Annotated in this window: 20 protein-coding genes; 11 read left to right on the top strand and 9 right to left on the bottom strand. The window is 66.4% G+C overall.

Going from position 1 to position 19,771, the window contains the following annotated elements; all coding sequences use genetic code 11:
- Positions 1–5: 5 nt before the first annotated feature.
- Entirely contained in the window at positions 6–944 is a 939-nt protein-coding gene (locus tag MUN23_RS07455; protein WP_248763232.1) for a PfkB family carbohydrate kinase, read from the top strand.
- 130 nt (positions 945–1,074) lie between these two features.
- Here the strand turns inward: MUN23_RS07455 and MUN23_RS07450 are convergent, their stop codons facing one another.
- Positions 1,075–2,037 (bottom strand): YafY family protein, encoded by a 963-nt coding sequence (locus MUN23_RS07450; RefSeq protein WP_248763231.1) that lies wholly within the window; start codon positions 2,035–2,037, stop codon positions 1,075–1,077.
- A gap of 94 nt (positions 2,038–2,131) precedes the next feature.
- Between MUN23_RS07450 and MUN23_RS07445 the strand changes: the two genes are divergently transcribed.
- Positions 2,132–2,680, top strand: coding sequence for a glyoxalase/bleomycin resistance/extradiol dioxygenase family protein (locus MUN23_RS07445; protein ID WP_248763230.1), 549 nt, complete (start codon positions 2,132–2,134; stop codon positions 2,678–2,680).
- A 41-nt stretch (positions 2,681–2,721) separates the two neighbouring features.
- Here the strand turns inward: MUN23_RS07445 and MUN23_RS07440 are convergent, their stop codons facing one another.
- Together MUN23_RS07440 and MUN23_RS07435 are read right to left on the bottom strand one after the other, a co-directional pair.
- A complete protein-coding gene (locus tag MUN23_RS07440; protein WP_248763229.1) occupies positions 2,722–3,636 on the bottom strand; it encodes a DUF1905 domain-containing protein in 915 nt (304 codons plus the stop codon).
- A 117-nt stretch (positions 3,637–3,753) separates the two neighbouring features.
- Positions 3,754–4,938 carry an ABC transporter substrate-binding protein gene (locus MUN23_RS07435; RefSeq protein WP_248763228.1) on the bottom strand — a complete coding sequence of 395 codons (1,185 nt, stop codon included), beginning with the start codon at positions 4,936–4,938 and terminating at the stop codon, positions 3,754–3,756.
- A 214-nt stretch (positions 4,939–5,152) separates the two neighbouring features.
- Here MUN23_RS07435 and MUN23_RS07430 point away from each other — a divergent pair, with 214 nt between their 5' ends.
- The 3 genes from MUN23_RS07430 (at position 5,153) to MUN23_RS07420 (ending at position 7,156) form a co-directional block, all read left to right on the top strand.
- Entirely contained in the window at positions 5,153–5,971 is an 819-nt protein-coding gene (locus MUN23_RS07430; RefSeq protein ID WP_248763227.1) for an HAD family hydrolase, read from the top strand.
- A gap of 102 nt (positions 5,972–6,073) precedes the next feature.
- Positions 6,074–6,322 (top strand): hypothetical protein, encoded by a 249-nt coding sequence (locus MUN23_RS07425; protein ID WP_056347627.1) that lies wholly within the window; start codon positions 6,074–6,076, stop codon positions 6,320–6,322.
- A gap of 27 nt (positions 6,323–6,349) precedes the next feature.
- Complete coding sequence (locus tag MUN23_RS07420) at positions 6,350–7,156, top strand: glycerophosphodiester phosphodiesterase (RefSeq protein WP_371875990.1); 807 nt, start codon at positions 6,350–6,352, stop codon at positions 7,154–7,156.
- 6 nt (positions 7,157–7,162) lie between these two features.
- On the opposite strand, the gene MUN23_RS07415 is transcribed toward MUN23_RS07420, so the two are convergent.
- The 3 genes from MUN23_RS07415 to MUN23_RS07405 all read right to left on the bottom strand — a co-directional run bounded on the left by MUN23_RS07415 (position 7,163) and on the right by MUN23_RS07405 (position 11,574).
- Complete coding sequence (locus MUN23_RS07415; RefSeq protein ID WP_248763226.1) at positions 7,163–8,101, bottom strand: EAL domain-containing protein; 939 nt, start codon at positions 8,099–8,101, stop codon at positions 7,163–7,165.
- A gap of 288 nt (positions 8,102–8,389) precedes the next feature.
- On the bottom strand, positions 8,390–9,928 hold the full coding sequence (locus tag MUN23_RS07410) for a bifunctional diguanylate cyclase/phosphodiesterase (protein ID WP_248763225.1): 1,539 nt from the start codon (positions 9,926–9,928) through the stop codon (positions 8,390–8,392).
- 20 nt (positions 9,929–9,948) lie between these two features.
- On the bottom strand, positions 9,949–11,574 hold the full coding sequence (locus MUN23_RS07405; RefSeq protein WP_248763224.1) for an ATP-binding protein: 1,626 nt from the start codon (positions 11,572–11,574) through the stop codon (positions 9,949–9,951).
- A 134-nt stretch (positions 11,575–11,708) separates the two neighbouring features.
- On the opposite strand from MUN23_RS07405, the gene MUN23_RS07400 reads away from it, so the two are divergent.
- The 3 genes from MUN23_RS07400 to MUN23_RS07390 all read left to right on the top strand — a co-directional run bounded on the left by MUN23_RS07400 (position 11,709) and on the right by MUN23_RS07390 (position 14,171).
- Positions 11,709–12,095 (top strand): STAS/SEC14 domain-containing protein, encoded by a 387-nt coding sequence (locus MUN23_RS07400; RefSeq protein ID WP_248763223.1) that lies wholly within the window; start codon positions 11,709–11,711, stop codon positions 12,093–12,095.
- 54 nt (positions 12,096–12,149) lie between these two features.
- Positions 12,150–12,974 (top strand): class I SAM-dependent methyltransferase, encoded by an 825-nt coding sequence (locus MUN23_RS07395; protein WP_248763222.1) that lies wholly within the window; start codon positions 12,150–12,152, stop codon positions 12,972–12,974.
- Between the two features lie 72 nt (positions 12,975–13,046).
- The gene (locus MUN23_RS07390) at positions 13,047–14,171 is read left to right on the top strand and encodes a glycerate kinase (RefSeq protein WP_248763221.1); all 1,125 of its coding nucleotides are present in this window, start codon (positions 13,047–13,049) and stop codon (positions 14,169–14,171) included.
- A gap of 144 nt (positions 14,172–14,315) precedes the next feature.
- Here the strand turns inward: MUN23_RS07390 and MUN23_RS07385 are convergent, their stop codons facing one another.
- A complete protein-coding gene (locus MUN23_RS07385; protein WP_248763220.1) occupies positions 14,316–14,810 on the bottom strand; it encodes a DUF6328 family protein in 495 nt (164 codons plus the stop codon).
- 142 nt (positions 14,811–14,952) lie between these two features.
- Between MUN23_RS07385 and MUN23_RS07380 the strand changes: the two genes are divergently transcribed.
- From MUN23_RS07380 to MUN23_RS07370, 3 genes are all read left to right on the top strand, one after another.
- Positions 14,953–15,270: a hypothetical protein gene (locus MUN23_RS07380; protein ID WP_248763219.1), complete on the top strand. Its 318-nt coding sequence runs from the start codon at positions 14,953–14,955 to the stop codon at positions 15,268–15,270.
- A 124-nt stretch (positions 15,271–15,394) separates the two neighbouring features.
- Positions 15,395–16,213 (top strand): GAF domain-containing protein, encoded by an 819-nt coding sequence (locus MUN23_RS07375; RefSeq protein WP_248763218.1) that lies wholly within the window; start codon positions 15,395–15,397, stop codon positions 16,211–16,213.
- Positions 16,210–17,073, top strand: coding sequence for an SGNH/GDSL hydrolase family protein (locus MUN23_RS07370; protein WP_248763217.1), 864 nt, complete (start codon positions 16,210–16,212; stop codon positions 17,071–17,073). Before MUN23_RS07375 ends, MUN23_RS07370 begins: the two co-directional genes overlap by 4 nt.
- A gap of 29 nt (positions 17,074–17,102) precedes the next feature.
- On the opposite strand, the gene MUN23_RS07365 is transcribed toward MUN23_RS07370, so the two are convergent.
- Positions 17,103–18,455, bottom strand: a complete 1,353-nt coding sequence (locus MUN23_RS07365) for a uracil-xanthine permease family protein (RefSeq protein ID WP_248763216.1) — start codon at positions 18,453–18,455, stop codon at positions 17,103–17,105.
- Positions 18,456–18,532: 77 nt separating this feature from the next.
- The gene (locus tag MUN23_RS07360) at positions 18,533–19,702 is read right to left on the bottom strand and encodes a serine hydrolase (RefSeq protein WP_248763215.1); all 1,170 of its coding nucleotides are present in this window, start codon (positions 19,700–19,702) and stop codon (positions 18,533–18,535) included.
- Positions 19,703–19,771: the final 69 nt, after the last annotated feature.

Raw genomic sequence — 19,771 nt, 5'->3', positions numbered from 1 at the left:
TGACCATGCTCACAGTTATAGGCGAGGGCCTTGTTGACGTTGTCCAGCGCGCCTCCGGAATCGAAGCCCACGTGGGCGGCAGTCCCCTTAATGTCGCGGTGGGCCTGGCCCGCCTGGACCATCCCGTACAGTTCGTCGGCCGTTACGGCCGCGACGCCTACGGGGATTCGGTGGCGGCGCACCTGCGCTCCAGCTCCGTCATGCTGCCGTTGGGCCCGGACGAGCTGCCAACCAGTGTGGCCACCGCCGTAATTGACGACGACGGCGCCGCCACCTACACGTTCGACCTCGCCTGGGAGCTTCCCGGCCTTTCGGACCGCCTCGCCTTTATGCTGCAGGGAACCACCCTGCTGCACACCGGCTCCATCGCCACGATGCTGGCGCCGGGCGCCGCGGCGGTGCTCGCCGCCGTCGAGCACGCCCACCCCGCCGCCACGATCAGCTTCGATCCCAACTGCCGGCCCAGCATCATCACGGACGTGGATTATGCGCGAACGCAGGCGGAGAAGTTTGTCACCCTTGCGGACGTGGTCAAGGCCTCGGACGAGGATCTGGAGTGGCTGTACCCGGGCGTGGACGCCTTGGAATCAGCGCGCCGGTGGCTGTCGCTGGGCGGCTCTGAGGGGCCGGCCCTGGTGGTGGTTACGCGCGGCGCGGCCGGACCGTGGGGCATTACGGCCGCGGGTGAAGCCGCGATCGACGCGCCCCGCGTGGAAGTGGCGGACACCGTGGGCGCCGGTGATTCCTTTATGGCCGCGCTGCTGTCGGGGATCGTGGACCGCGGCCTGGACGGCGCGCAGAACCGCAAGGACCTGCGCGAACTTCCGGCCGAGGGCCTGGCCGAACTCCTGGCCCACGCAGCCCGCGCGGCGGCCATTACTGTTTCCCGCCCGGGCGCCAACCCGCCTACGCGCGCCGAACTGAACGCGGTTCCGGCGGAGTAGCAACGTTTCCCCTCATCGATTGCTCCGTAGACGCCGTTTTGAGGGGTCCAAAGGGCCTGGGCCCACGCCGGTAGGGTTCCCTGGCCGAGCTTGCGAGGCGAGGGGACCGGTGGGGAGCAATCGATGGAGTTCAAATGTTGGTTGCGCGGGTGAAACGCTCACCCCATTCGCGCAGGTACGAGGTGAGTTCGGGTGGGGAGCGCACTTCGAAGTCGGCCCCGACCGCGCCGAGGAAAAGTGCTATCCATTCAAGGGCGTCCACGTCCGCCCGCAGCAGGCTTTCCTGATCGCTTATTTCTTCGACGGCGGCCCAGCGGCCAACTTCCGTCCGGACTGCAGCTGCCGGCGCGCGGATTAATACTTCGACTTGGTACCGCCGCGGAACGTTCTCGATGCCGGTCCGGACAAAATCTGCAGCGTCCCCGCCGGGCAGATCGCGCGGACGGAACCGCCCACCGGTTCTCTGGGCGTTGGCCAGCCGGTCGAGGCGGAAGCTTCGCCAGTCGTGCCGGACCAAGTCGTAGGCAACCAGGTACCAGTGCCGGCCCAGGGAGACCAGCCGGTGCGGTTCGACGTACCGCTCACTCGGCTGGCCGTCCACGCGGGCGTATGTGAACCGCAGGCGTTCGGCATCCCGGCAGGCTTGTGCGATCAGCGTAAGAACCGCCGATCCGACGTCGCCCGCCGGAATGGCGTCTGCCCATACGGCCGGGACCGTCATGGCGCGCAGCGCGTCCACCCGCTCCCGCAGCCGGGGCGGCATCACCTGTATTACCTTGGTCAGCGCACGGACGGACGGAGCCTCGATTCCCGCCACCGGGCCCTGGGCTCCGGTGTGCAGGCCGACGGCGATGGCAACTGCTTCCTCGTCGTCGAGCACCAGCGGTGGCAGGGTTGCGCCGGCGGCGAGCTGGTACCCTCCGCCAACGCCGCGGCCGGCCTCCACCGGGTAACCCAGTTCGCGCAGCCGGTCGACGTCACGCCGCAGCGTGCGGGCGCTCACCTCAAGGCGATGGGCGAGATCGGCACCGGACCAATAGCGGTGCGTCTGCAACAGGGATAACAGCTGCAGCATGCGGAAACTGGTGGACATTTCTCCACCCTAATTCCTATAGCGGTCAATAACTGGCCGCTATAGGAGGCATCGTTGATTGTGTCAGCAGACGCGGTAACCAAAGGAGAAAATCATGAGCGCAAATGGCGATACCCGGGCAACGCCGACGGCCCCCGAGGGGTACAACACCGTCAACCCGTTCATCATCACCACGGACGCAGCCGGGATGATCGATTTCCTGGCGAAGGTTTTTGGAGCTCGGGAAGTGCCGGAAGCGCGCACCCTCGACACCGATGGCCTGATTCTGCACTCGGAGCTGAAGATCGGCGACTCAGTGGTGATGGTTGCCGACCGCAAACCGGACTGGCCGTTCACCCCCAGCCTGCTCCAGGTATACGTGGACGATCTCCCCGCCATCCTCGAACAGGCCCAGGGCCTGGGCGGGAGTGTTGTCACCGATCCCACGGACTTGTACGGCACACAGTTCGCCCGAGTGCTGGACCCGTGGCGCAACCTGTGGTGGATCTGGCAACACGGGGAAGCCCCTTCATGGGAGCCGGACGGAGCAGAGGCCGGCTTTGCCTCGCAGGAGGATTCTGAAAGGGGCTGGAGCCAGGACTCGCCCGAGCTCACCTACATCCACGGCACGCTGCTCAAAACCATGCGCGAGCTCGGACGCTGACGAGGCGGCTGCAACACCCCCTGGTAGGGGGTGGCTGGCGTTCAGGGCTCCGGGCTGCGCAGGTGCTCCTGGCAGCCCACCGCGTAGGCCTCGCGGAGCCAGGCGGCAAGTTCGCCGTCGACGTCGGATGCCTCGGTCACGCGCACCGTGTACAGATGTGTGTACGGAGACAGCGTTTCAATCCGTCGGAATCTGGGCGACTCAACCCGGCGCGTGAGCCAGAACTCCACATCGAGCCACTTGTTCGCGGGTTTGACCCCGGCGAACCGGACCCGAACCATAAAGGCGACACGGTCCCGGTACGGAACAAGCGTTACCGGGCCGATCGCCTCAACCGTCCGGCGAACCACCTCGAACAGCCGGTGGATGCTGGCTGGCCTGCCGCGGAACGGCTCGTCGAGGGTGTGCTGTGAGCAGGAATGGTTCATGTTCCGCGTGACAAACTGCCGTCCGCAAGAGGGGCAGGTCCACAAGGCGCGGCCAGTACGCCGGCCCGGTGGCGGGACGTCCGCGCCCAGCACCTGGGCCACGAGCTGTTCAACGCGGCGCGCCCGCGTCAACGGGGTCCGCGCGTCCTCGAGGAAACGCATCAGCTCCCGCCGCTGCGAAACGGGCAGCTGCCCCCAGTTGCCAGCCGCTCCTACAGCCGCGTTCAGGGCGGCAGCCAAATCTCCGGGCGGGATGACCTCGCCGGAGCCGAGCGCGTGAACGTCCACTGTGACCGTTTCCCCGACGCGCACGCCCGTTGCCGTCCGCAGGCCGCCGGAAAGATACAGGACGTGCTGGCCGGACCTGCCCGGCATCACCGTGGCGTTGAACTCCGCACCCCTGAGAGTGCCGGTCACCCTGATCCGGCCATGCTCCGCACGCGGCAGCAGCTCAGCCACGGCTGCCGCCGGAACATCCACGAATGGGTTGGAGCCCCGCAGCTGAACGTCGGCGGTGAAGCGAACCATAGGGTCATTATCGACCCGGCCGGTCGGCTCGAAAAGGAACCCTGAGGGATCGCGAAAAACCCGCCCACTGTCTGCAATCCGGAGGAGTTGCAGGCAAGCGGGCGGGTTGAACGCGGGTTATTCCTTGCCGAGTCCGGCGGCTGAAGTCTTCTGCCCGGTCACTTGGTTCAGGGCCGTCAGGTCAAAGATGCCTTTGATGTCCGCCTGCTTGGTGGTGCCGGCTTCCACACCGTCCTTGAGCAGCTTGGGGTAGGTTCCGGCGAGCGGATCCACCGTGAAGACGATGTTCTTCAGGGACCGCTCGATCACGTCGGCCTTGAGTTCGGCGCCGGCCGCTTCCTTGAGGGCTGCGTTGATGACGCTGGCCTTCTCGGCGGCAGCAGCGCTGTTCAGCCAGTCAACGGACTTGGCGTGGCCTTTAAGGAGCGCCTTTACGGTGTCCGGGTGCTCGGCGGCGAACTTCTTGTTGACGATCAGGATGGTGGTGGGGAACTCGCCGGCCTTGCCGGAGAGTGAGCCGTCCCAGAGGTCCTTTTCGTCCACCAGGACCTTGGCTCCGGCGGTGAGCACCAGGCGGGAGGCCCAGGGCTCCGGCAGCCACGCGCCGTCGAGCTTTCCGTCCTGGAACAGTTTCAGCGTCTGGGCGTTTTCGGTGGGGTTGATGGCGACGTCGCCGCTGCCGTCCACGTTGGTTTTGTAGCCCTGGGCGGCGAGCCAGGCGCGGAGCGCCACGTCCTGGGTGCCACCGAGCTGCGGGGAGGCGAGGGTCTTGCCCTTCAGGTCCGCGGCGGAGGTGATTTCCGGCTTGACCACCAGCTGCGCACCGCCTGCGGCCGCTCCGGCGATGATGCTGATGGACTCGCCGCCGCTCTTGACGAACGAGTTGATGGCCGGGTTGGGGCCGATGTAGGTGGCGTCGATGGCGCCGGCGTTCAGGGCCTCGATCGCGGCGGGCCCGGCGTTGAAGACCTGCGTGCTGAGCTTCGTATCGCCCAGCTCTTTGGCGATGTGGCCCTGGCTGACACCCACCAAGGCGGGTGCGTGCGTTACGTTGCCGAAGTAGCCGAGTTTGAGCTCAGCTGCCAGGTTGCCGGCAGGGGCGGCGGAGGACGCCGCGGAGGTGGCGGCGTTGTTGCCGGAGACGGCCGAGGCCACAGCCACGCCGCCGCCGACCAGCGCCAGAACGCCGGCCACGATGCCGATCTTCAGGCCGAGCGGACGCTTCGGAGCGGAAGCCTGGCCGGCCACGATGCGGGTGGTGGCCGGCTGGTTTTGCGGAGTGTTATCCGGGGGAGTTGTCACGGTATTTCCTTTGCTTGCGGAGATGTTGAAGATGAGGTTACGGACGGCCCCCACCCCCCACAACGGCACCGGACACGGACGTTCACGCAACGACGCGCAGGCTCAACAGAACGTAGCGCGGCGTCAAAAAACGTCGCCGGGCGACTCCAATAGGCCAGCCCAGGGAGGAGGCTTCACGGCCCGGGAAGCCCGCCGCTCCACGTAGACTGGCAGGATGCGGCTGGTAGCAAGTGATATTGACGGAACGATTCTTGGGCACGACGGAAAGATCAGCGACCGCACCGTCCGGGCCTTCCACGCCTGCCGGGACGCTGGCATCGAGCTCGTTTTTGTCACCGGCCGCCCGCCGCGCTGGCTCCACCCGCTGGAGGAACAGCTTGGCCACACCGGCACGGTCATCTGCTCCAACGGCGCCGTGGTGTGGGACCTCGAAGCGGACCGGCTGGTTTCCGCCCGGACGCTGGGCATGGAGGCGGTGCTGGAACTGCGGCGGATCATCAAGGAACTGCGCCCGGCCGCTCTCTTCGCCGCGGAAACGCTGAGCGGATTCCATCTCGAGCCCGGTTTCATCGAGAACGGTTCCAGCGAGCTGCTGGCCGAATTTACCCCCGCCCCGCTGGCCGAAACGCTCACCCCGGACGACGCCGTCGTGAAGTTCCTGGCAATTGTCAGGGATGGCACCGCGGACGACTTCCTGGCCGCGGTGCGGCCCGCCGTCGCCCATCTTGCGTCCGCCACGCACTCCGCGCCCACCGTGGCGATGCTGGAACTGTCCCTCCCCGGCGTCAACAAGGCCGTCACCCTGGCCGAATACGCCAACTCCCTGTCCATCGACGCGGCCGACGTCGTGGCGTTCGGGGACATGCCCAACGACGTCGAGATGCTGCGTTGGGCAGGCCACGGGTACGCCATGGCCAGCGGCCATCCGGACGCCATCAGCGCCGCCGGGCAGCAGGCGCCCCATTTTGACGACGACGGCGTGGCCCAGATCCTCGAGGCCAGGCTCGCTGCGCTGGGCGTAGAGCTGTCCTGATCCCGGCTCTGTAGCCGGAATTCACAGCTTCCGCTCACCTTCCGTTCACGTTTGCCGCCTACCGTGGGCTACGGATACACATCCGCGGCTAAAGGGGAAGTCATGGCAAGGAACGGCAACCAACGCGCGGCCGAAGCGCCGCTGCGCCCGGCAGAGCCGGCTGCGCACTGGAAGGCACTGAAAGAGGGCGACCGCGTGCGCGTCCGCCGCGCCCCGGGCTACGAAACCAGCGGCTTCGTGGACGCCATCACGTGGGACCACACCGCTGTGTGGGTGGATCTGGACGACGGCCACGGCCGCACGCTGCTGCACTGCAGTGACGGCGTGGAGATTGTGCCGCAGGACGCATAGCCCAGCGGCTCCGGTACGCTCGCAAACGTGACTGAGCCGTTTTTTGATGCTTCCGGCGGTGCTGCCCGTCCCTCGCATCCCATCGCCATGGCCCACCGCGGATTCTCGCGGGAGGGGCTGGAGAACTCGATGGCCGCCTTCCGGGCCGCCGCCGAACTTGGCTATGAGTACCTCGAGACGGATGTGCACACCACCTCCGACGGCGTGCTGCTGCTCTTCCACGACGACACCCTGGACCGGGTGACTGACGGCCGTGGCCGGATTTCCGAGCTGACCGCCGCCGAGGTTTCCACCGCACGGATCGGCGGGCGCGAGCCCGTGCCGCTCTTCGATGACCTGCTGACGGCCTTCCCGGCCGCCCGGCTGAACCTGGACGTCAAAGACTGGAACTCCGTGCAAAGCCTGGCCGCCGGCATCGAACGGCACGGCGCGCATGACCGGGTCCTGGTGGCCAGTTTTTCGGACCGCCGACGCCGGGCGGTGCTGAAGCTGCTGAGCCGTCCGGTGGCGTCGTCGGCCGGGATGGTGACGAACGCACTGTTCGTCCTCTTGGGCCCTGTGCTTCCGGCCGCGTGGCTGCGCTTTGTGCTGCGGGGTCCGTTGCGGGATGTCCAGGCGCTGCAGGTTCCGGTCCGCTATGGTGCGATCCGCGTGGTGACGCCCGCCTATGTGCGGCGGGCGCACGCCGTGGGCCTGGTGGTCCATGTGTGGACCATCAACCACCCCGCCGAGATGCACCGGTTGCTGGACCTGGGCGTGGACGGGATCCTGACGGACCGCGCGGATCTGCTGAAGCAGGTCCTGCAGGAACGAGGCGAGTGGCCCGGCAGCTGACTTCCGTCAGTCGGAGCCGCCAGGACCGTGCGCGTGATCGGCTGCGGCGGCGAGGCGGCGGAGCCCGTCGGGGTCAAGCGGCGTATTCCATGCCGCCCAATCCTTAGGCTGCACCGAGGGCCGGCCCAGCAGGTAGCCCTGGCCGGCGCTGAAGCCCAAATCGGTGAGGACCATCAGTTCCTCGGCGGTTTCAACACCCTCGGCCACCAGAATACTGCCGATCTGCTCCGCGAAGTCCACCAGGCAAGCGGCCAGGGCGTGCTGGGACGTATCCGTGTCCACGCCGCTGATCACGTTCCTGCCCAGCTTGATGAAGTCGGGCCGCAGATGGAGCATCCGGCTGAGGGCGCCCGCGCCGGGGTGTGAATCATCGATTGCAATGCGCAGCCCGCGTTCCCGGAGCGGCGTAATTGCGGAAACGAAATGCGAGTATTCCTCGTCCGGAATTCCGTCCGTCAATTCGAGCACAATGCGGTCTATTGGCAGCTCGATGTGGTCGAACAATTCGGGCAGCCGGGGATCCAGGCATGACGTGGGGGAGATGTTCAGGGCGACATAGACGTGCGGGGGGAGTTTTGCGGCTGCGGCGGCTGCGGACGCGAGTGCCGAGAATTCCAGGTTGGCGCCCAATCCAACGGCGGCCGCCTCGGCGAACCAGAGTTCCGCGCTGGCGCCGTCGTCGCTGACAAAGCGCGACAACGCCTCTACGCCCACAACGGCCTTGGACTCGAGGCCGTAGATGGGCTGGAACGCGGTCATCAGCATCTGGTTTTCCAGTAGCGCGCTGATCCGCGACAGGCTGCGCAGGGAATCCAGCTGCTCGGCCACCTGCGGCGGCATGGCGCTGGGAGGCTGTGGGAAGCGCGCGGTGTCAGGCGTATCCGCGTCTGTGGTGTCCTGTTGCCGGCGTTCCAGAAGATATTCCAGGAGGGCCCGTTCCGGCATGCCGGGGTTTTCCCCCAAGCGGTTGCTAAGGCGCTGACGTATTGCCGCGCCGGCAGGATCGGAATCCGCCAAAACCGCCGCAATAACTCCCCAAGCTTGTACCCGAACCGTCATTAGCAACGCCCCCAGTTGACGAAGTAATGGCTCCTTGGCCCCTTTATTTTCAAATTTCCAGTTGCCTTCGGAATGCGCTACTTCTGATTAATGCCGATCTTCCTGGCCTCGAAGAATCGGATACCGCAACTTGATCGTATATCGGGATGATCCAAAAGCGCAGCCCTTAATCGATCAACCTCTATTACTTTCGGAAGAAGTTTCGGCCAGTAGCGCAGGAATCCGTTCGGGCGGGACGGGTTTGCTGAAGAAATAGCCCTGTGCGCTGAGGCACCCGAGGTTCCGCAGGTGCTCGGCCTGTTCCGCCGTTTCCACGCCTTCCCACACGGCTTCGAGCCCGCAGGCGCGCACCAACTGCAGGACTGCAGCCACCAGTGCGGGCTGGCTGGGGTCTGTGCCCAGGCCCTCGATCAGGGACCGGTCCACTTTGACCCGGTCCACGGGGAGCCGGCGCAGGTAGCTGATGGAGGAGTATCCGGTACCGAAGTCGTCGATCTCGATCCCGACCCCCAGCCCGCGCAGCCCGCCCAGGGAATACCGGTCCAGGTCGTTGCCCCTGACGATGGCCGCTTCGGTCAGCTCCAGGACAACCTGCTCGGGACGGACGCCTGTCTCCTTGAGCACGGCGCGGACGTCCTCGATGAACTGCAGGCTCTGCAGATCCGTCGCGGAGATGTTGATCCGGACGGAAAACCGGCTGTCCACCAGGTCGGCATCAATCCAGGTGCGCAGCTGCCCTACAGCCGTGTTGAGCACCCACAGGCCCAATTCGGAGATCAGGCCGGCTTCTTCTGCCAGCGGGATGAACTCGTCCGGCATGATGCGCCCGCGGGTGGCGTGGTCCCAGCGGATCAGGGCTTCCACCCCTTCAATGCGCCCGCTGCCCAGTTCAACCACGGGCTGGTAGTGCAGCACCAGGCCGTTGCCCTTGATGGCGGCCCGGAGATCCTCCAGGAGTTGGCTGCGGAGCCTCCGGATGAGCAGGAGTCCGGGTTCGAAGACGTGGAGCCGGTTCTGGCCCTCGGCTTTGGAGGCGTACATGGCCACATCGGCCTCCATCAGCAGGTCCTCGGCCCTCCGTCCGGCCGCCCCGACGCTGAGTCCTACGCTCGCCCCGCAGCGGACGGTCCGGTCAGGCAGGTCAATGGGTTCTTTGATGGCGGCCAGGATGCGCTGGCCTACGACGGCGGCCTGGTCGGCGCCCGTGGCCGGCATAACGATGGCGAACTCGTCCCCGCCCAGCCGGGCAACCACGTCGCTGGTACGGACGGCGCTGCGGATGCGTTGCGCCACGGTGATCAGGACCTGATCGCCGGCAGTGTGGCCGAGGGTGTCGTTGATGGATTTGAAGGCGTCAAGGTCAAGGAGGAGGATGACGGGCTGGCTGAGGGGATCGCCGTCGTGGTCCTGGGCGGACTTCAGCGCGGACAGAAGCGCCGAGCGGTTCGCGAGGCCGGTGAGGGGATCCTGCATGGCCATCATCTGCATTTCGCGGTGGGCTTCGTGCAGCAGCTGTGTGCGGACCTCAACACGCTGCTCAAGCTCTTCGTAGATGATCTGCAGGTCCTCGGCCAGGAGGTTGGTGCCCATGATGATGGCGTCGAGCTCGTCCCGGGCCGGCGATACTTCTATCCGCGACTGGAGGTCTCCGGAGGCGAGCCTGACGATGCCATCGAGCAGCTGGGAGAGCCTGGGGTCATCGTCAGCGAACATCTGGTGCCTCCTTTCCGGGTTCAGGTTCCGTGGGACGCGTGGGCTCCAAGGCGGAGGTTCACGGTGACAGTGGTGCCAACGCCCAGCTCCGAGGTTACGTCAATGCGGCCGCCGTGGCGTTGGACGATGTCCTGCGTGATGGCGAGCCCAAGTCCGGTGCCCGGAACCGCCCCGGACATCGCGTTCGAGGCGCGGTAGAAGCGGGTGAAGATGTGGGCTATCTCGTCGCTGGAGATCCCTATCCCGCTGTCCGAGACGCTGACCGTTGCCCAGCGCGTGCCGTCTGCATCTGCCCGCGTCAGGCTGACGACATCGATCTGTCCGCCGCCGGGGGTGAACTTGATGGCATTGGAGACCAGATTCGTGAAAACCTGCTGCAACTGAACCTCATCGGCGAGGATTTCCTGATCCTCCGAGGCTTGGGCCATCACAATGGCGACGTTCTGCACCTTCGCGAGCGGCCTGAGCGCAGCGGTGACGATCTCCAGAGTCCGGGCCAGCCGGACAGGGGTCAGGTGCAGCGGGCTTTGTTCATGCCCGTTGCGGGAAACGCTCAGCATGTCTTCGATCAGCAACCGCAGCCGTTCCGTGTTCCTGACCACAATGTCCAGCATCTGGTGGACCTCGCTGGACACGGGAGCGGACGTATTCTCCTGGATCATGTCCAGGTACGCCATGATCGATGTCAGCGGCGTGCGGAGCTCATGGTTGACGGTGGCCAGGAAGTCGGTTTTGGCTTTGTCCAGCTGCTGGAGCTGCTTGACCACCTGCTGCTGGCTGGTGATCAGGTGGCTTTGGATCAGGCCGTGGGCGGTATTGCCGGCCACGTGCTGGATCAGTGCCAGCTCGGCCCGCGACCATTCCCTGGGCGAGTTAAGCAGGGCGATCCAAATAATTCCCAGGGACGAGCTGCCGTCCCCCATCGGGACGGCCACGGATGCGGCGGCGCGCAGTTTCGCGAGTTCGGCCGGCAGTTGGACGTCGCCGGTGCCCAGCGGTGCGAACGCTCCGTCCGCCGTCAGGGCCTCAGCCCGCGACCACAGTACGTCAGCCGTCCTGCGCACCGGGTCTTCGTCCGTGAACAATCCTTCGGGCAGCGGAGCCAGGCCGGGCCGCTGCCACTGGGCGGTGATGGGTGGCACCCTGTCGTCGTCGAATGTGGTCAGCCAGACGCGGTCCGCGCCGAACGTCTCGCCGAACCCCCTGACCACAAAGTCGGCGATCTGTTGCGGATGGTTGGTTCCGCGGACCGCCGCGGATACCTGCCGCAGCCTTTCGCGGAGCGTCTCCGCTTCCTGCCGCGCTTCATTCCGGCGGGAGACCAGGTTGATCAGGGCTGCGGCGCGGTGGACGAGTTCCTTGGCAGCAGGCGGCTTGGCGATGGAGTCCCGTACGCCGGCATGCTCCTCTGACTTGACCTCTGCCGGACTGTCGAGATCCACGAGGACCAGCACGGGGGCGGTCGCGTCGACGTCGGAGAGTGAACTGTCCAGGATCAGGACGGAGGGCTCGCGCTGGTCCAGAAGCGCCGACAGTCTGGCCGCGTCGCCGGCAGTTTTGACCGTAAAGCCCGCCGCCTCCAGGGCCGCCGTGGTGAATTCCCGGCGCCCGGCGTCGGGGTCCGCAACGACAGCCAGGTATGGCACGGTTGCGAAATGTGGTGTGACCGCTGGCAAACCTGCCCCCTTGGCTCCTGAGTGAGCACCTGCTTGCTCCTGACTGAGTACATTGTAGGGTGACGGAGCACACCTGCTCCTATAAAAATGCGCGGAGGGTAATCGTGACGAGTCAGCCTGCAGAAGCGGCCAAGGCGGACCTGACGCTGGATGAACGGGGTGTTATCCAGCTGAAGTGGCCGCGGGGTGTGTCCATTACGGAATCCGACGCTGAGGCGGCCATGCAGAAGGTCAATGACCTGTGCGGCGCCCGCCGGCTCCCCATGCTGGTGGATATGGCCACCACGGCCAAGGTCAGCCGGGGAGCCCGTACGGTTTTTGGTCGCCCCTGCCAGGCCTCCCGCATTGCGCTGCTGGGGGCGTCGCCCGTTGACAGAGTACTTGCCAACTTCATCCTGGGCATCAACAAAGTGCCCTGCCCCACCCGGTTCTTTACGTCCCGAGACGACGCCATGGCCTGGCTGCTGAAGGGGACCGCGGCCACCGCCTGAACGTACCCGCCCGGCCAAACCGGTGCCGCGTGTTCGGCGTCCTATATTTGTACGATGCCATCCCCAGCGAAACCGGTGCTCGCCGCCTTGCGGAAGTACTTGATCCTGCCCAAACTGATCAGGCTGTCCTGGTCGGCTCCCAAAAACAGGACCGTGGCCTGGGACAGGTATTGGGCCGGAATCGCCCGGACAGGCGCCCGCAGTGACGTGCTGTGGGACTCCGGTACGGACCAGGAGCTGCTGGGCTACCGGGACATCCTGCAGCGGCACTTCGATCCCAGCCTTCCCGTGGTGGATGTGGGGTGCGGGCACGGCGCCTTCAGCCGCGCGCTGACTGCTTTTTCACCGCAGGTGCTGGGCGTTGACGTGTCTGCGCATGCGGTGGCCCGTGCCCGGGACGAATCGGCGGGCGTTGAGGGTGTCAGCTACCTGGCTCGTGACATGACCGAGCGGGAGGCGGCTTCCGGGCTGGTGGGATCCACGGATGCCAACGTCTTTGTCCGGGGCGTGCTGCATGTCCTGACCGAGGCCGATCAGGCCGCGCTCATGGAAAATCTGAGGCAGCTCGTGGGCGTCCGCGGCACAGTCTTCCTGGCGGAGACGAACTTCCAGGGCAACCCGGTGGAGTATGTCGCGCATCTGGGTGCGTCGCTGCGGAGCATCCCGGCCCCGCTGGAGCTCGCGATCCGGACACTGCCCATGCCGGGCCACTTCGGACCGCAGGAGCTCGCCCGTGTGATGCCCAGGGACCGGTGGACGCTGGTGGCGGACGGGGCCGCGACCATCGAGACCAACCCCCTGATGGACGCCGGGGGGAATAGCCGCATACCGGGTTACTTTGCGGTGCTCAAGGCCAAGGATCCCGACGCCGGCAGTTAGAGGGCGTCCCGTGCTGTCCGCATGCCGGATTGGGCAAGCGCTTTCCCGGATATGGCTGGCATGATGGACCGCATGCGCATTCTCATCGCTCCGGACAAGTTCAAGGGCTCGCTCACCGCCGCGGAGGCCGCCGCCGCCATCGCCGAAGGTGCGCTGCGCGTCTACCCGGACGCCGTCGCCAACCAGTTTCCAATCGCCGACGGCGGTGAAGGAACCCTGGAGGCTGCCGTTTCGGCCGGCTACGAGGAGCGGCTCAACGCCGTCGTGGGTCCCATCCTCGCCCCCGTGGGCGCCGCCTGGGCCATCCGGAAGAACGCCGACGGCGGTGCTACCGCCGTCATCGAGACGGCGCAGGCCTCCGGCCTGGCCGAGATGGAGCCCACCCCCGCCAACGCCCTGCGGGCCCACAGCTACGGCTGCGGACAGCTGATCGCCGCGGCCCTCGACGCCGGAGCCACCGAGATTGTGCTGGGCCTGGGCGGATCGGCCATGACCGACGGCGGCAGCGGCGCCCTCCGTGCGCTGGGACTCAAGCCGCTGGACGCCGCCGGCAACGTTGTTCCGCTGGGCGGCGGATCACTGGCCGACGTTGCAGCCCTCGACACCACCGGACTGGACCCGCGCCTGTCCGCCGCCACGTTCAGGATCGCCGTGGACGTCCAGAACCCGCTCTATGGCGCCGCCGGCGCGGCCCACGTCTTCGGTGCCCAGAAGGGTGCCGACGACGACGCAATGGAACAGCTCGACGCCGGACTCCGCAACTGGGCGTCCGTACTCCGCGAGGCCACTGGCCGGGACGTCAACATCCCGGGCGCCGGGGCGGCAGGTGGCTTCCCGGCGTCGTTCCTTGCCTTCACAAACGCCCGGCTGGAAGGCGGGTTCGCGCTCGTCGCGGGGCTCACCGGCCTCGCAGGCCAGCTGGAGGACGCGGACCTGGTGATCACCGGCGAGGGTTCCATGGACTCGCAGTCGCTGACCGGCAAAGCCCCCATCGCGCTCGCCGACGCAGCCCGGGAACGCGGGATCCCGGTGATCGTGGTGGCGGGGCGGATCCTGGTGACGCCGGAGGACCTGGCCGTGCACGGCGTGGTAGCCGCCGCGCAGCTGCTGGATGTTGCGGCCAGCCCGGAAGACGCCGTCGCCAACGCCGCAAAATACCTGGCCTGGGCTACCAGCCAGGTTCTGGAAGGCGCCTGAAGCCAGCCCCGGCAGCAAGCGCCCCCGGCGGCGCTGGGCTTACTGCTTGGGCTGCTGCTGCCTGGGCGCGCGCCGCTCAGGCCCTTTGGCCCACGTGCGCATGTGCACTCCTTCGAATGGATTCCCCGCAGCTTACTGACCTGGCTATTGTTCGGCTGCGCGTTTATTGAGACGCAGCGGGACGTAGACCAGCAGCACCAGAAGGACCGCCAGCAGGATTCCGCCAGCGGTCAGGCCGGCGGTGCGGCCCGCTGTCACGTCAAAGACCAGGGCGGCTGTCCCGACACTGAGCATCCCCACGCCGGCCAGGGCAATTTTGGTAATGGTGTCCGCGCTGGAGACCAGGGTTTCCTTGAGCCTTTGGCGGAAGAGTCGGCGGTGGACGCTGACGGGAAGCAGGATAAAGGCGGTGGTCAGCGCCGCGATCACCACGTTGACGAGGTAGAGGCCCACCTGGAAATTTTCCAGGTCCTCGAACCGCTGCTGGAACGGCAGTGTCAGGAGAAAACCGGCCAGGATCTGGACCCCGGTCTGCAGCACCCGGAGTTCCTGCAGCAACTCAGCCCAGTTCCGGTCAAGCTGCTCCTCGCGGGTTTCATTCCGGCCGGTGCTGCCGGTGAAGTCCTCCCCATCCGACATGTCTCTCCTTGCTCCCGGGCTAGGCGTGTGCTCCAAAACTAGGCTGAAGTTGCGCCAAGGGCAACGTTTGATAAGTTTACTGATTATTTGCCGAATCAAATGATGAGGGCACGTCAGATTCACATCCACAACAGGAGGAACCATGAGTCAGGACAACCAGCGCACGGAACCGGACGAGGAAGTGGGCGGCTACGGCACGCCGACGCCGGAACAGGAGCTGGGCGGCGCGGAGACCAATGATCCCGGGTTCGAGCCGGGCGAACCCCCCATTCCGCGCGACGCCGACGTGCCCTCCGCCGAGGCGGAGATCAACGACGCCAACGCCGATTCGCAGGGTTCTGAACCCTTCTCGTCGGAATCCGGACAGGATGCTGCCGGCCTGCCGGACGGCAGCGGAACCGACCGCGCCAAGAACAAATCACCGAACGACGACGGCAACGAAAGTTTCGACGCCGGGTAAGCGCTGTTCTGTGCCCGGACTGCGGTTTTTATGTGGCTGGACCACGCCCTTGGGGGCCTTCACCGGACGTATCCTAGAAGCAGGTTTTGCAGTGGGCCACGCGTTTCGAACCTAGGCGTGGAACATGGCCGCAGAGACACCGGGGGAGCCGGGCTGGGAATCGCTTCCCGACCCCCAGGATGTGGTGTTCGACAGCACGGATGTTGAAGACTTCCTTGCTGCGGTTACCCGCGAGTTCATGCGCGACATCGATGGCGATTCCCGCGGGATCAGCTGGGCTGTCACCTTCTTCCGCCCCGGATCGGCCCGAACCGCCGCCGCCGGCACCCCCGCGGCCCGCGCCGCAGACGAAGAACAGTGCTCGTTTGCAGACGGACCCGTGCTTGAGGCCGTGCGCACGGGGGATTTTGTGCACCTGGCCGACGTCGCCCGCGACCGGCGATGGCCGGGCTATGCCAGTGCTGCCGCGGACCACGGCGTCAGGTCGCTGCTGTCAATGCCGATTGCGGCCGCCGCCGGTTGGAGCGCCGCACTGAGCCTCTACGCGTCCACTCCCCACGCCTTCACCAGCGAGGACATCATCAGGACGCGCCGGTACGCGCGGCAGGTGGCCCGGTCGCTGTGGATGGTGGTGCGGGTGGCGGAGCGGGCCGAAGCCGGCGCGCAACTGGCGGTAGCCCAAAGCTCCATGGTGCTTATGGACCTGGCAGTGAGCGCCCTCAAATCCGATTACGGACTCGGCCATGAGGCGGCCCTGCAGTACCTCCGGACCGTCGCGCGGCACACCCGCCAGGGGCTTCGTGAGACCGCCTTGAATATTGTGGCTGCCTCGCGCCTGGACCCGGCCGGACGCAGCCAGGAAAACGCCCCTCTCAGGGGACTCGCTGGAATTGAAACCTCCTCACTCAGCGAGGGACCCTACAAAACAGGGAGCACGGCATGAACGTCTGGAAACAGGACATTGCAGCCAAGAACACCGCTGTGGAACCGGCGCCCCACCCGTGGCACCGCCTCGTGGCACTGGGCGATTCCTTTACCGAGGGGATCGGAGATCCCGAGCCGCGCAGCGAGGGTGGTTTTCGCGGCTGGGCAGACCGTGTGGCCGAGGAGCTCAGTGCGAACCAGGCTGATTTCGCCTACGCCAACCTTGCCGTCCGGGGCCTGCTGGTACAGCAGATCCTCGACCACCAGCTTGCCGCGGCGGTCGCCCTGAAACCTGACCTGGTCACGCTCTCCGCCGGCGGTAACGACATTGTTTTCCGGCGCAGCGATCCTGACCGGCTCGCAGAAAAAATCGATGACGGTGTGGCACAACTGGCAAGGTCCGGCGCCACCGTGGTCCTCTTTGCCGGGCCGGACTGGGGTGCGACGCCGGTCTTCAGCCAGATCCGCGGCAAAGTGGCCATCTTCAATGAGAACCTCCACGCGGTGGCGGCCCGCCATGACGCGGTCATGGTTGATCTGTGGTTCCTGCGCGAACTGTCGAACCCGGGCATGTGGGATCCGGACCGGCTGCACTTCTCACCACTGGGGCACCACACCATCGCCGCGGCCGTGCTGAAGGCCCTGGGTGTCCCGCACACGCTGGAGCCCCTGGTGCCCAAGCCGCCACTGCCCCGCAGCTGGAAGGAAGCCAGGACCGAGGACCTCATCTGGGCACGGGAATACCTGGTTCCGTGGGTGATCCGGCAACTGAAGCACCCCGCAGCCGGGGAGCTGACCGCCAAGCGTCCCGAGCCGCGGCCGGTCTTCGGCATCGGAACCCCGCCCGGACCATTCATCGGCGGCGGTCACGCGGCCTGACGCAACAGCCGGACGCAGGTGCGGACGGGTCAGCGCTTCTTATGCGCGCGTTTCGCTGCTGCGTTGACGGCTGCCTTTACGGCGGGAGGCAGACCCGCCTGCTCCGTTTCCGGTTCAGCCACCGAGCCGCGGACCTTCGCGATGGCTTTCATGCCGTGGTAAATCACCAGGGCGGCGGCCGAGCCGAGGGCGATGCCCGTGAACGTCAGTTCCCCGATGGTCCACGTGTAGTCGGCAATGCCGATGATCAGGGCGACGGCGGCGGTGGTCAGGTTCACCGGGTTGGAGAAGTTCACCTTGTTCTGCACCCAGATCTTGACGCCTAGGACGCCGATCATGCCGTAGAGCATGGTGGCCGCTCCGCCCAGCACGCCCGGCGGGACCGTGGCAATGAGTTCGCCGAATTTCGGCGAGAAGCTCAGCACAATGGCGAAGACGCCGGCAACCCAGTACGCCGCCGTCGAATACACCTTAGTGGCCGCCATAACGCCGATGTTCTCCGCGTACGTGGTGGTGCCGGAGCCGCCGCCGATGCCGGCGAGGACCGTGGCGGCACCGTCGGCCATCAGCGCGCGGCCGGAGACGCCGTCGAGGTTCTGGCCGGTCATGGCCGCCACGGACTTCACGTGCCCGATGTTTTCGGCCACGAGGACCAGTACTACGGGGACAAAGAGGCCAAGCACGCCCACGTGGAACTCGGGGGTCTGGAAGTGCGGGAGGCCGATCCAGGCTGCGGCTTCCATTTTTTCGTAGCTCACTTCGCCGCGCAGCATGGCCACGAGGTAGCCCACCACCACGCCCACGAGGATGCTGAGCCGGCCGACGATTCCGCGGAAAAGAACGCTGACCAGGATGATGGTGGCCAGCGTAATGACGGCGGTGACCGGGGCGGCGTCGAAGTTCATTTTCGCCGCGGGTGCAAGGTTCAGGCCGATCAGTGTCACGATGGCGCCGGTGACGATGGGCGGCATCAGCCGGTTGATCCAGCCCGCGCCGAACTTCTGCACGATCGCACCGATCAGGGCCAGGGCGACGCCGGCAAGCACCACTCCGCCCAGCGCGCCGGGCACGCCGAACTGCTGCTGGGAGGCCATGATGGGCGCGATGAACGCGAAGCTGGAGCCGAGGTAGCTGGGAACGCGGCCCTTGGTGATCACCAGGAACAGCAGCGTGCCGATGCCGGAGAAGAAGAGGGTGGTAGCCGGCGGCATGCCGGTGATGATGGGCACCAGGAAGGTGGCTCCGAACATGGCCACGACGTGCTGCATGCCTACGCCGATGGTCAGGGGCCAGGCCAGCCGCTCATCCGGAGCAACCACGTGGCCGGGCTTAATCGATTTGCCGGTGCCGTGGAGCTTCCATTTCATTCCGAGCATGCTCATGGTCGGGGCCTTTCAAGGGGGTTGCCGCTGGGGCTGGGATCTTCCGGTGCAACAATACCGCGCGGCCCGGTCCGGGTTCAGCAAGTGCTGTCGAGTGCCTTCCGCGCGATCCGCAATACTTCCCAGGCCAGCTCGTTACTGGGTGTGTTGGGAGTGAGGTTGAGCGGTCCAGGTGGATACGCCAAGTTAATGGTCAACTGGCGCCTGGCGTCCGGGGTTGTCAGGGCCATCGTTCCGTATCCTGCCGTGTCGCCCGGGTGGCCGTAGTAGAAGCCGCCTTCGCAGGCGTCGCCCCACCGCTCTAGGCCCAGCCCGTAGCCCTCGGGCGCCAGCAGCATCTCCTTGACGGTGTCGGGCTTCAGGAGCCGCCCGTCCATGAGCGCCGCGTAGAACGTGTTCACGTCGACGACAGTCGAGACGAGGCCGGCCGCGGTGTCGCCGATCAGCCCGGCCAGGTACGCCGTGTCCAGCCGAACGCCGTCGATGGTGATGTAGCCATGGACCATGTTTGCGGGTGCCGGGCCGGGGCCGGTCATCTGCGTGCCGGTCAGCTTGAGGGGGTCGATAATGTCTGACCGGAAGATCTGGGCGATGGGCTGGCCGCGCAGGCGCTGCACCATGAGGCCAAGGGCAATGTAGTTCGCGTTGGCGTACAGCATGCGGTCGCCGGGCGTCAGCACCCAGGGCACGCTGGCTGTCAGGGCAAGAATTTCTTCAGCCGTGATGGGCTGCGTCAGCGCCTCGTGCAGCGTGCCCGACGTCAACTGCGGGTCGTGATAGTTGGGCATGCCGCTCGTGTGCCGCAGGAGATGCTCCACCGTGACAGGGCCTGGCGGCTTCATCAGGGTGTCGAATTCGGGGAGGTGCCTCCCCACCGGATCCTGGAGCCGGATGATGCCTTCCTCCACCAGTTTCAGGACTGAAACGGCCACCATGGATTTGGTGACGCTGGCGACGTGGACCGGGTCGGTGACCTCGGCCGGCGCCGACGTTTCCAGGCTGCGGACGCCACCTGCCGACGAAAATGTCTCGCCGTCGATCCGCGCCTCGATCAGGACCGCCGGGGCTCCGAGGTCCAGCATCCGTTTGCTGAATTCCGCCAGGATGGTCCGGTATGTCACGGACGCTCGGGTGACCTGCGCAGGCGCCGGCGGTGCCGCCGTGCAGCCCGTCAGCACTACTGCCACGATGGCGGCCAGAACGGCGGAGAACCGGACCGGTGATGGGCGCTTCCGAGGCTCCGACATGTCTTCACGTCCCTGCTGGGGTCGGGCGGCGCAGGGAGCACGATCAGGCAGGCTGCGCCTTTACCGCCC

Source organism: Pseudarthrobacter sp. SSS035 (assembly GCF_023273875.1).
In the GTDB taxonomy this organism is placed as follows: Bacteria; Actinomycetota; Actinomycetes; order Actinomycetales; family Micrococcaceae; genus Arthrobacter.
The sequence above is the reverse complement of the archived record's forward strand: the minus strand, read 5'-3'. Positions and strand labels throughout refer to the sequence as shown.

Coding starts and splice junctions, on each gene's coding strand:
- MUN23_RS07455 (WP_248763232.1), top strand. CDS start 6: ATGCTCACAGTTATAGGCGAGGGCCTTGTTGACGTTGTCCAGCGCGCC.
- MUN23_RS07450 (WP_248763231.1), bottom strand. CDS start 2,037: ATGTCCACCAGTTTCCGCATGCTGCAGCTGTTATCCCTGTTGCAGACG.
- MUN23_RS07445 (WP_248763230.1), top strand. CDS start 2,132: ATGAGCGCAAATGGCGATACCCGGGCAACGCCGACGGCCCCCGAGGGG.
- MUN23_RS07440 (WP_248763229.1), bottom strand. CDS start 3,636: ATGGTTCGCTTCACCGCCGACGTTCAGCTGCGGGGCTCCAACCCATTC.
- MUN23_RS07430 (WP_248763227.1), top strand. CDS start 5,153: ATGCGGCTGGTAGCAAGTGATATTGACGGAACGATTCTTGGGCACGAC.
- MUN23_RS07425 (WP_056347627.1), top strand. CDS start 6,074: ATGGCAAGGAACGGCAACCAACGCGCGGCCGAAGCGCCGCTGCGCCCG.
- MUN23_RS07415 (WP_248763226.1), bottom strand. CDS start 8,101: ATGCCGGAACGGGCCCTCCTGGAATATCTTCTGGAACGCCGGCAACAG.
- MUN23_RS07410 (WP_248763225.1), bottom strand. CDS start 9,928: ATGTTCGCTGACGATGACCCCAGGCTCTCCCAGCTGCTCGATGGCATC.
- MUN23_RS07395 (WP_248763222.1), top strand. CDS start 12,150: ATGCCATCCCCAGCGAAACCGGTGCTCGCCGCCTTGCGGAAGTACTTG.
- MUN23_RS07390 (WP_248763221.1), top strand. CDS start 13,047: ATGCGCATTCTCATCGCTCCGGACAAGTTCAAGGGCTCGCTCACCGCC.
- MUN23_RS07385 (WP_248763220.1), bottom strand. CDS start 14,810: ATGTCGGATGGGGAGGACTTCACCGGCAGCACCGGCCGGAATGAAACC.
- MUN23_RS07380 (WP_248763219.1), top strand. CDS start 14,953: ATGAGTCAGGACAACCAGCGCACGGAACCGGACGAGGAAGTGGGCGGC.
- MUN23_RS07375 (WP_248763218.1), top strand. CDS start 15,395: ATGGCCGCAGAGACACCGGGGGAGCCGGGCTGGGAATCGCTTCCCGAC.
- MUN23_RS07370 (WP_248763217.1), top strand. CDS start 16,210: ATGAACGTCTGGAAACAGGACATTGCAGCCAAGAACACCGCTGTGGAA.
- MUN23_RS07365 (WP_248763216.1), bottom strand. CDS start 18,455: ATGAGCATGCTCGGAATGAAATGGAAGCTCCACGGCACCGGCAAATCG.
- MUN23_RS07360 (WP_248763215.1), bottom strand. CDS start 19,702: ATGTCGGAGCCTCGGAAGCGCCCATCACCGGTCCGGTTCTCCGCCGTT.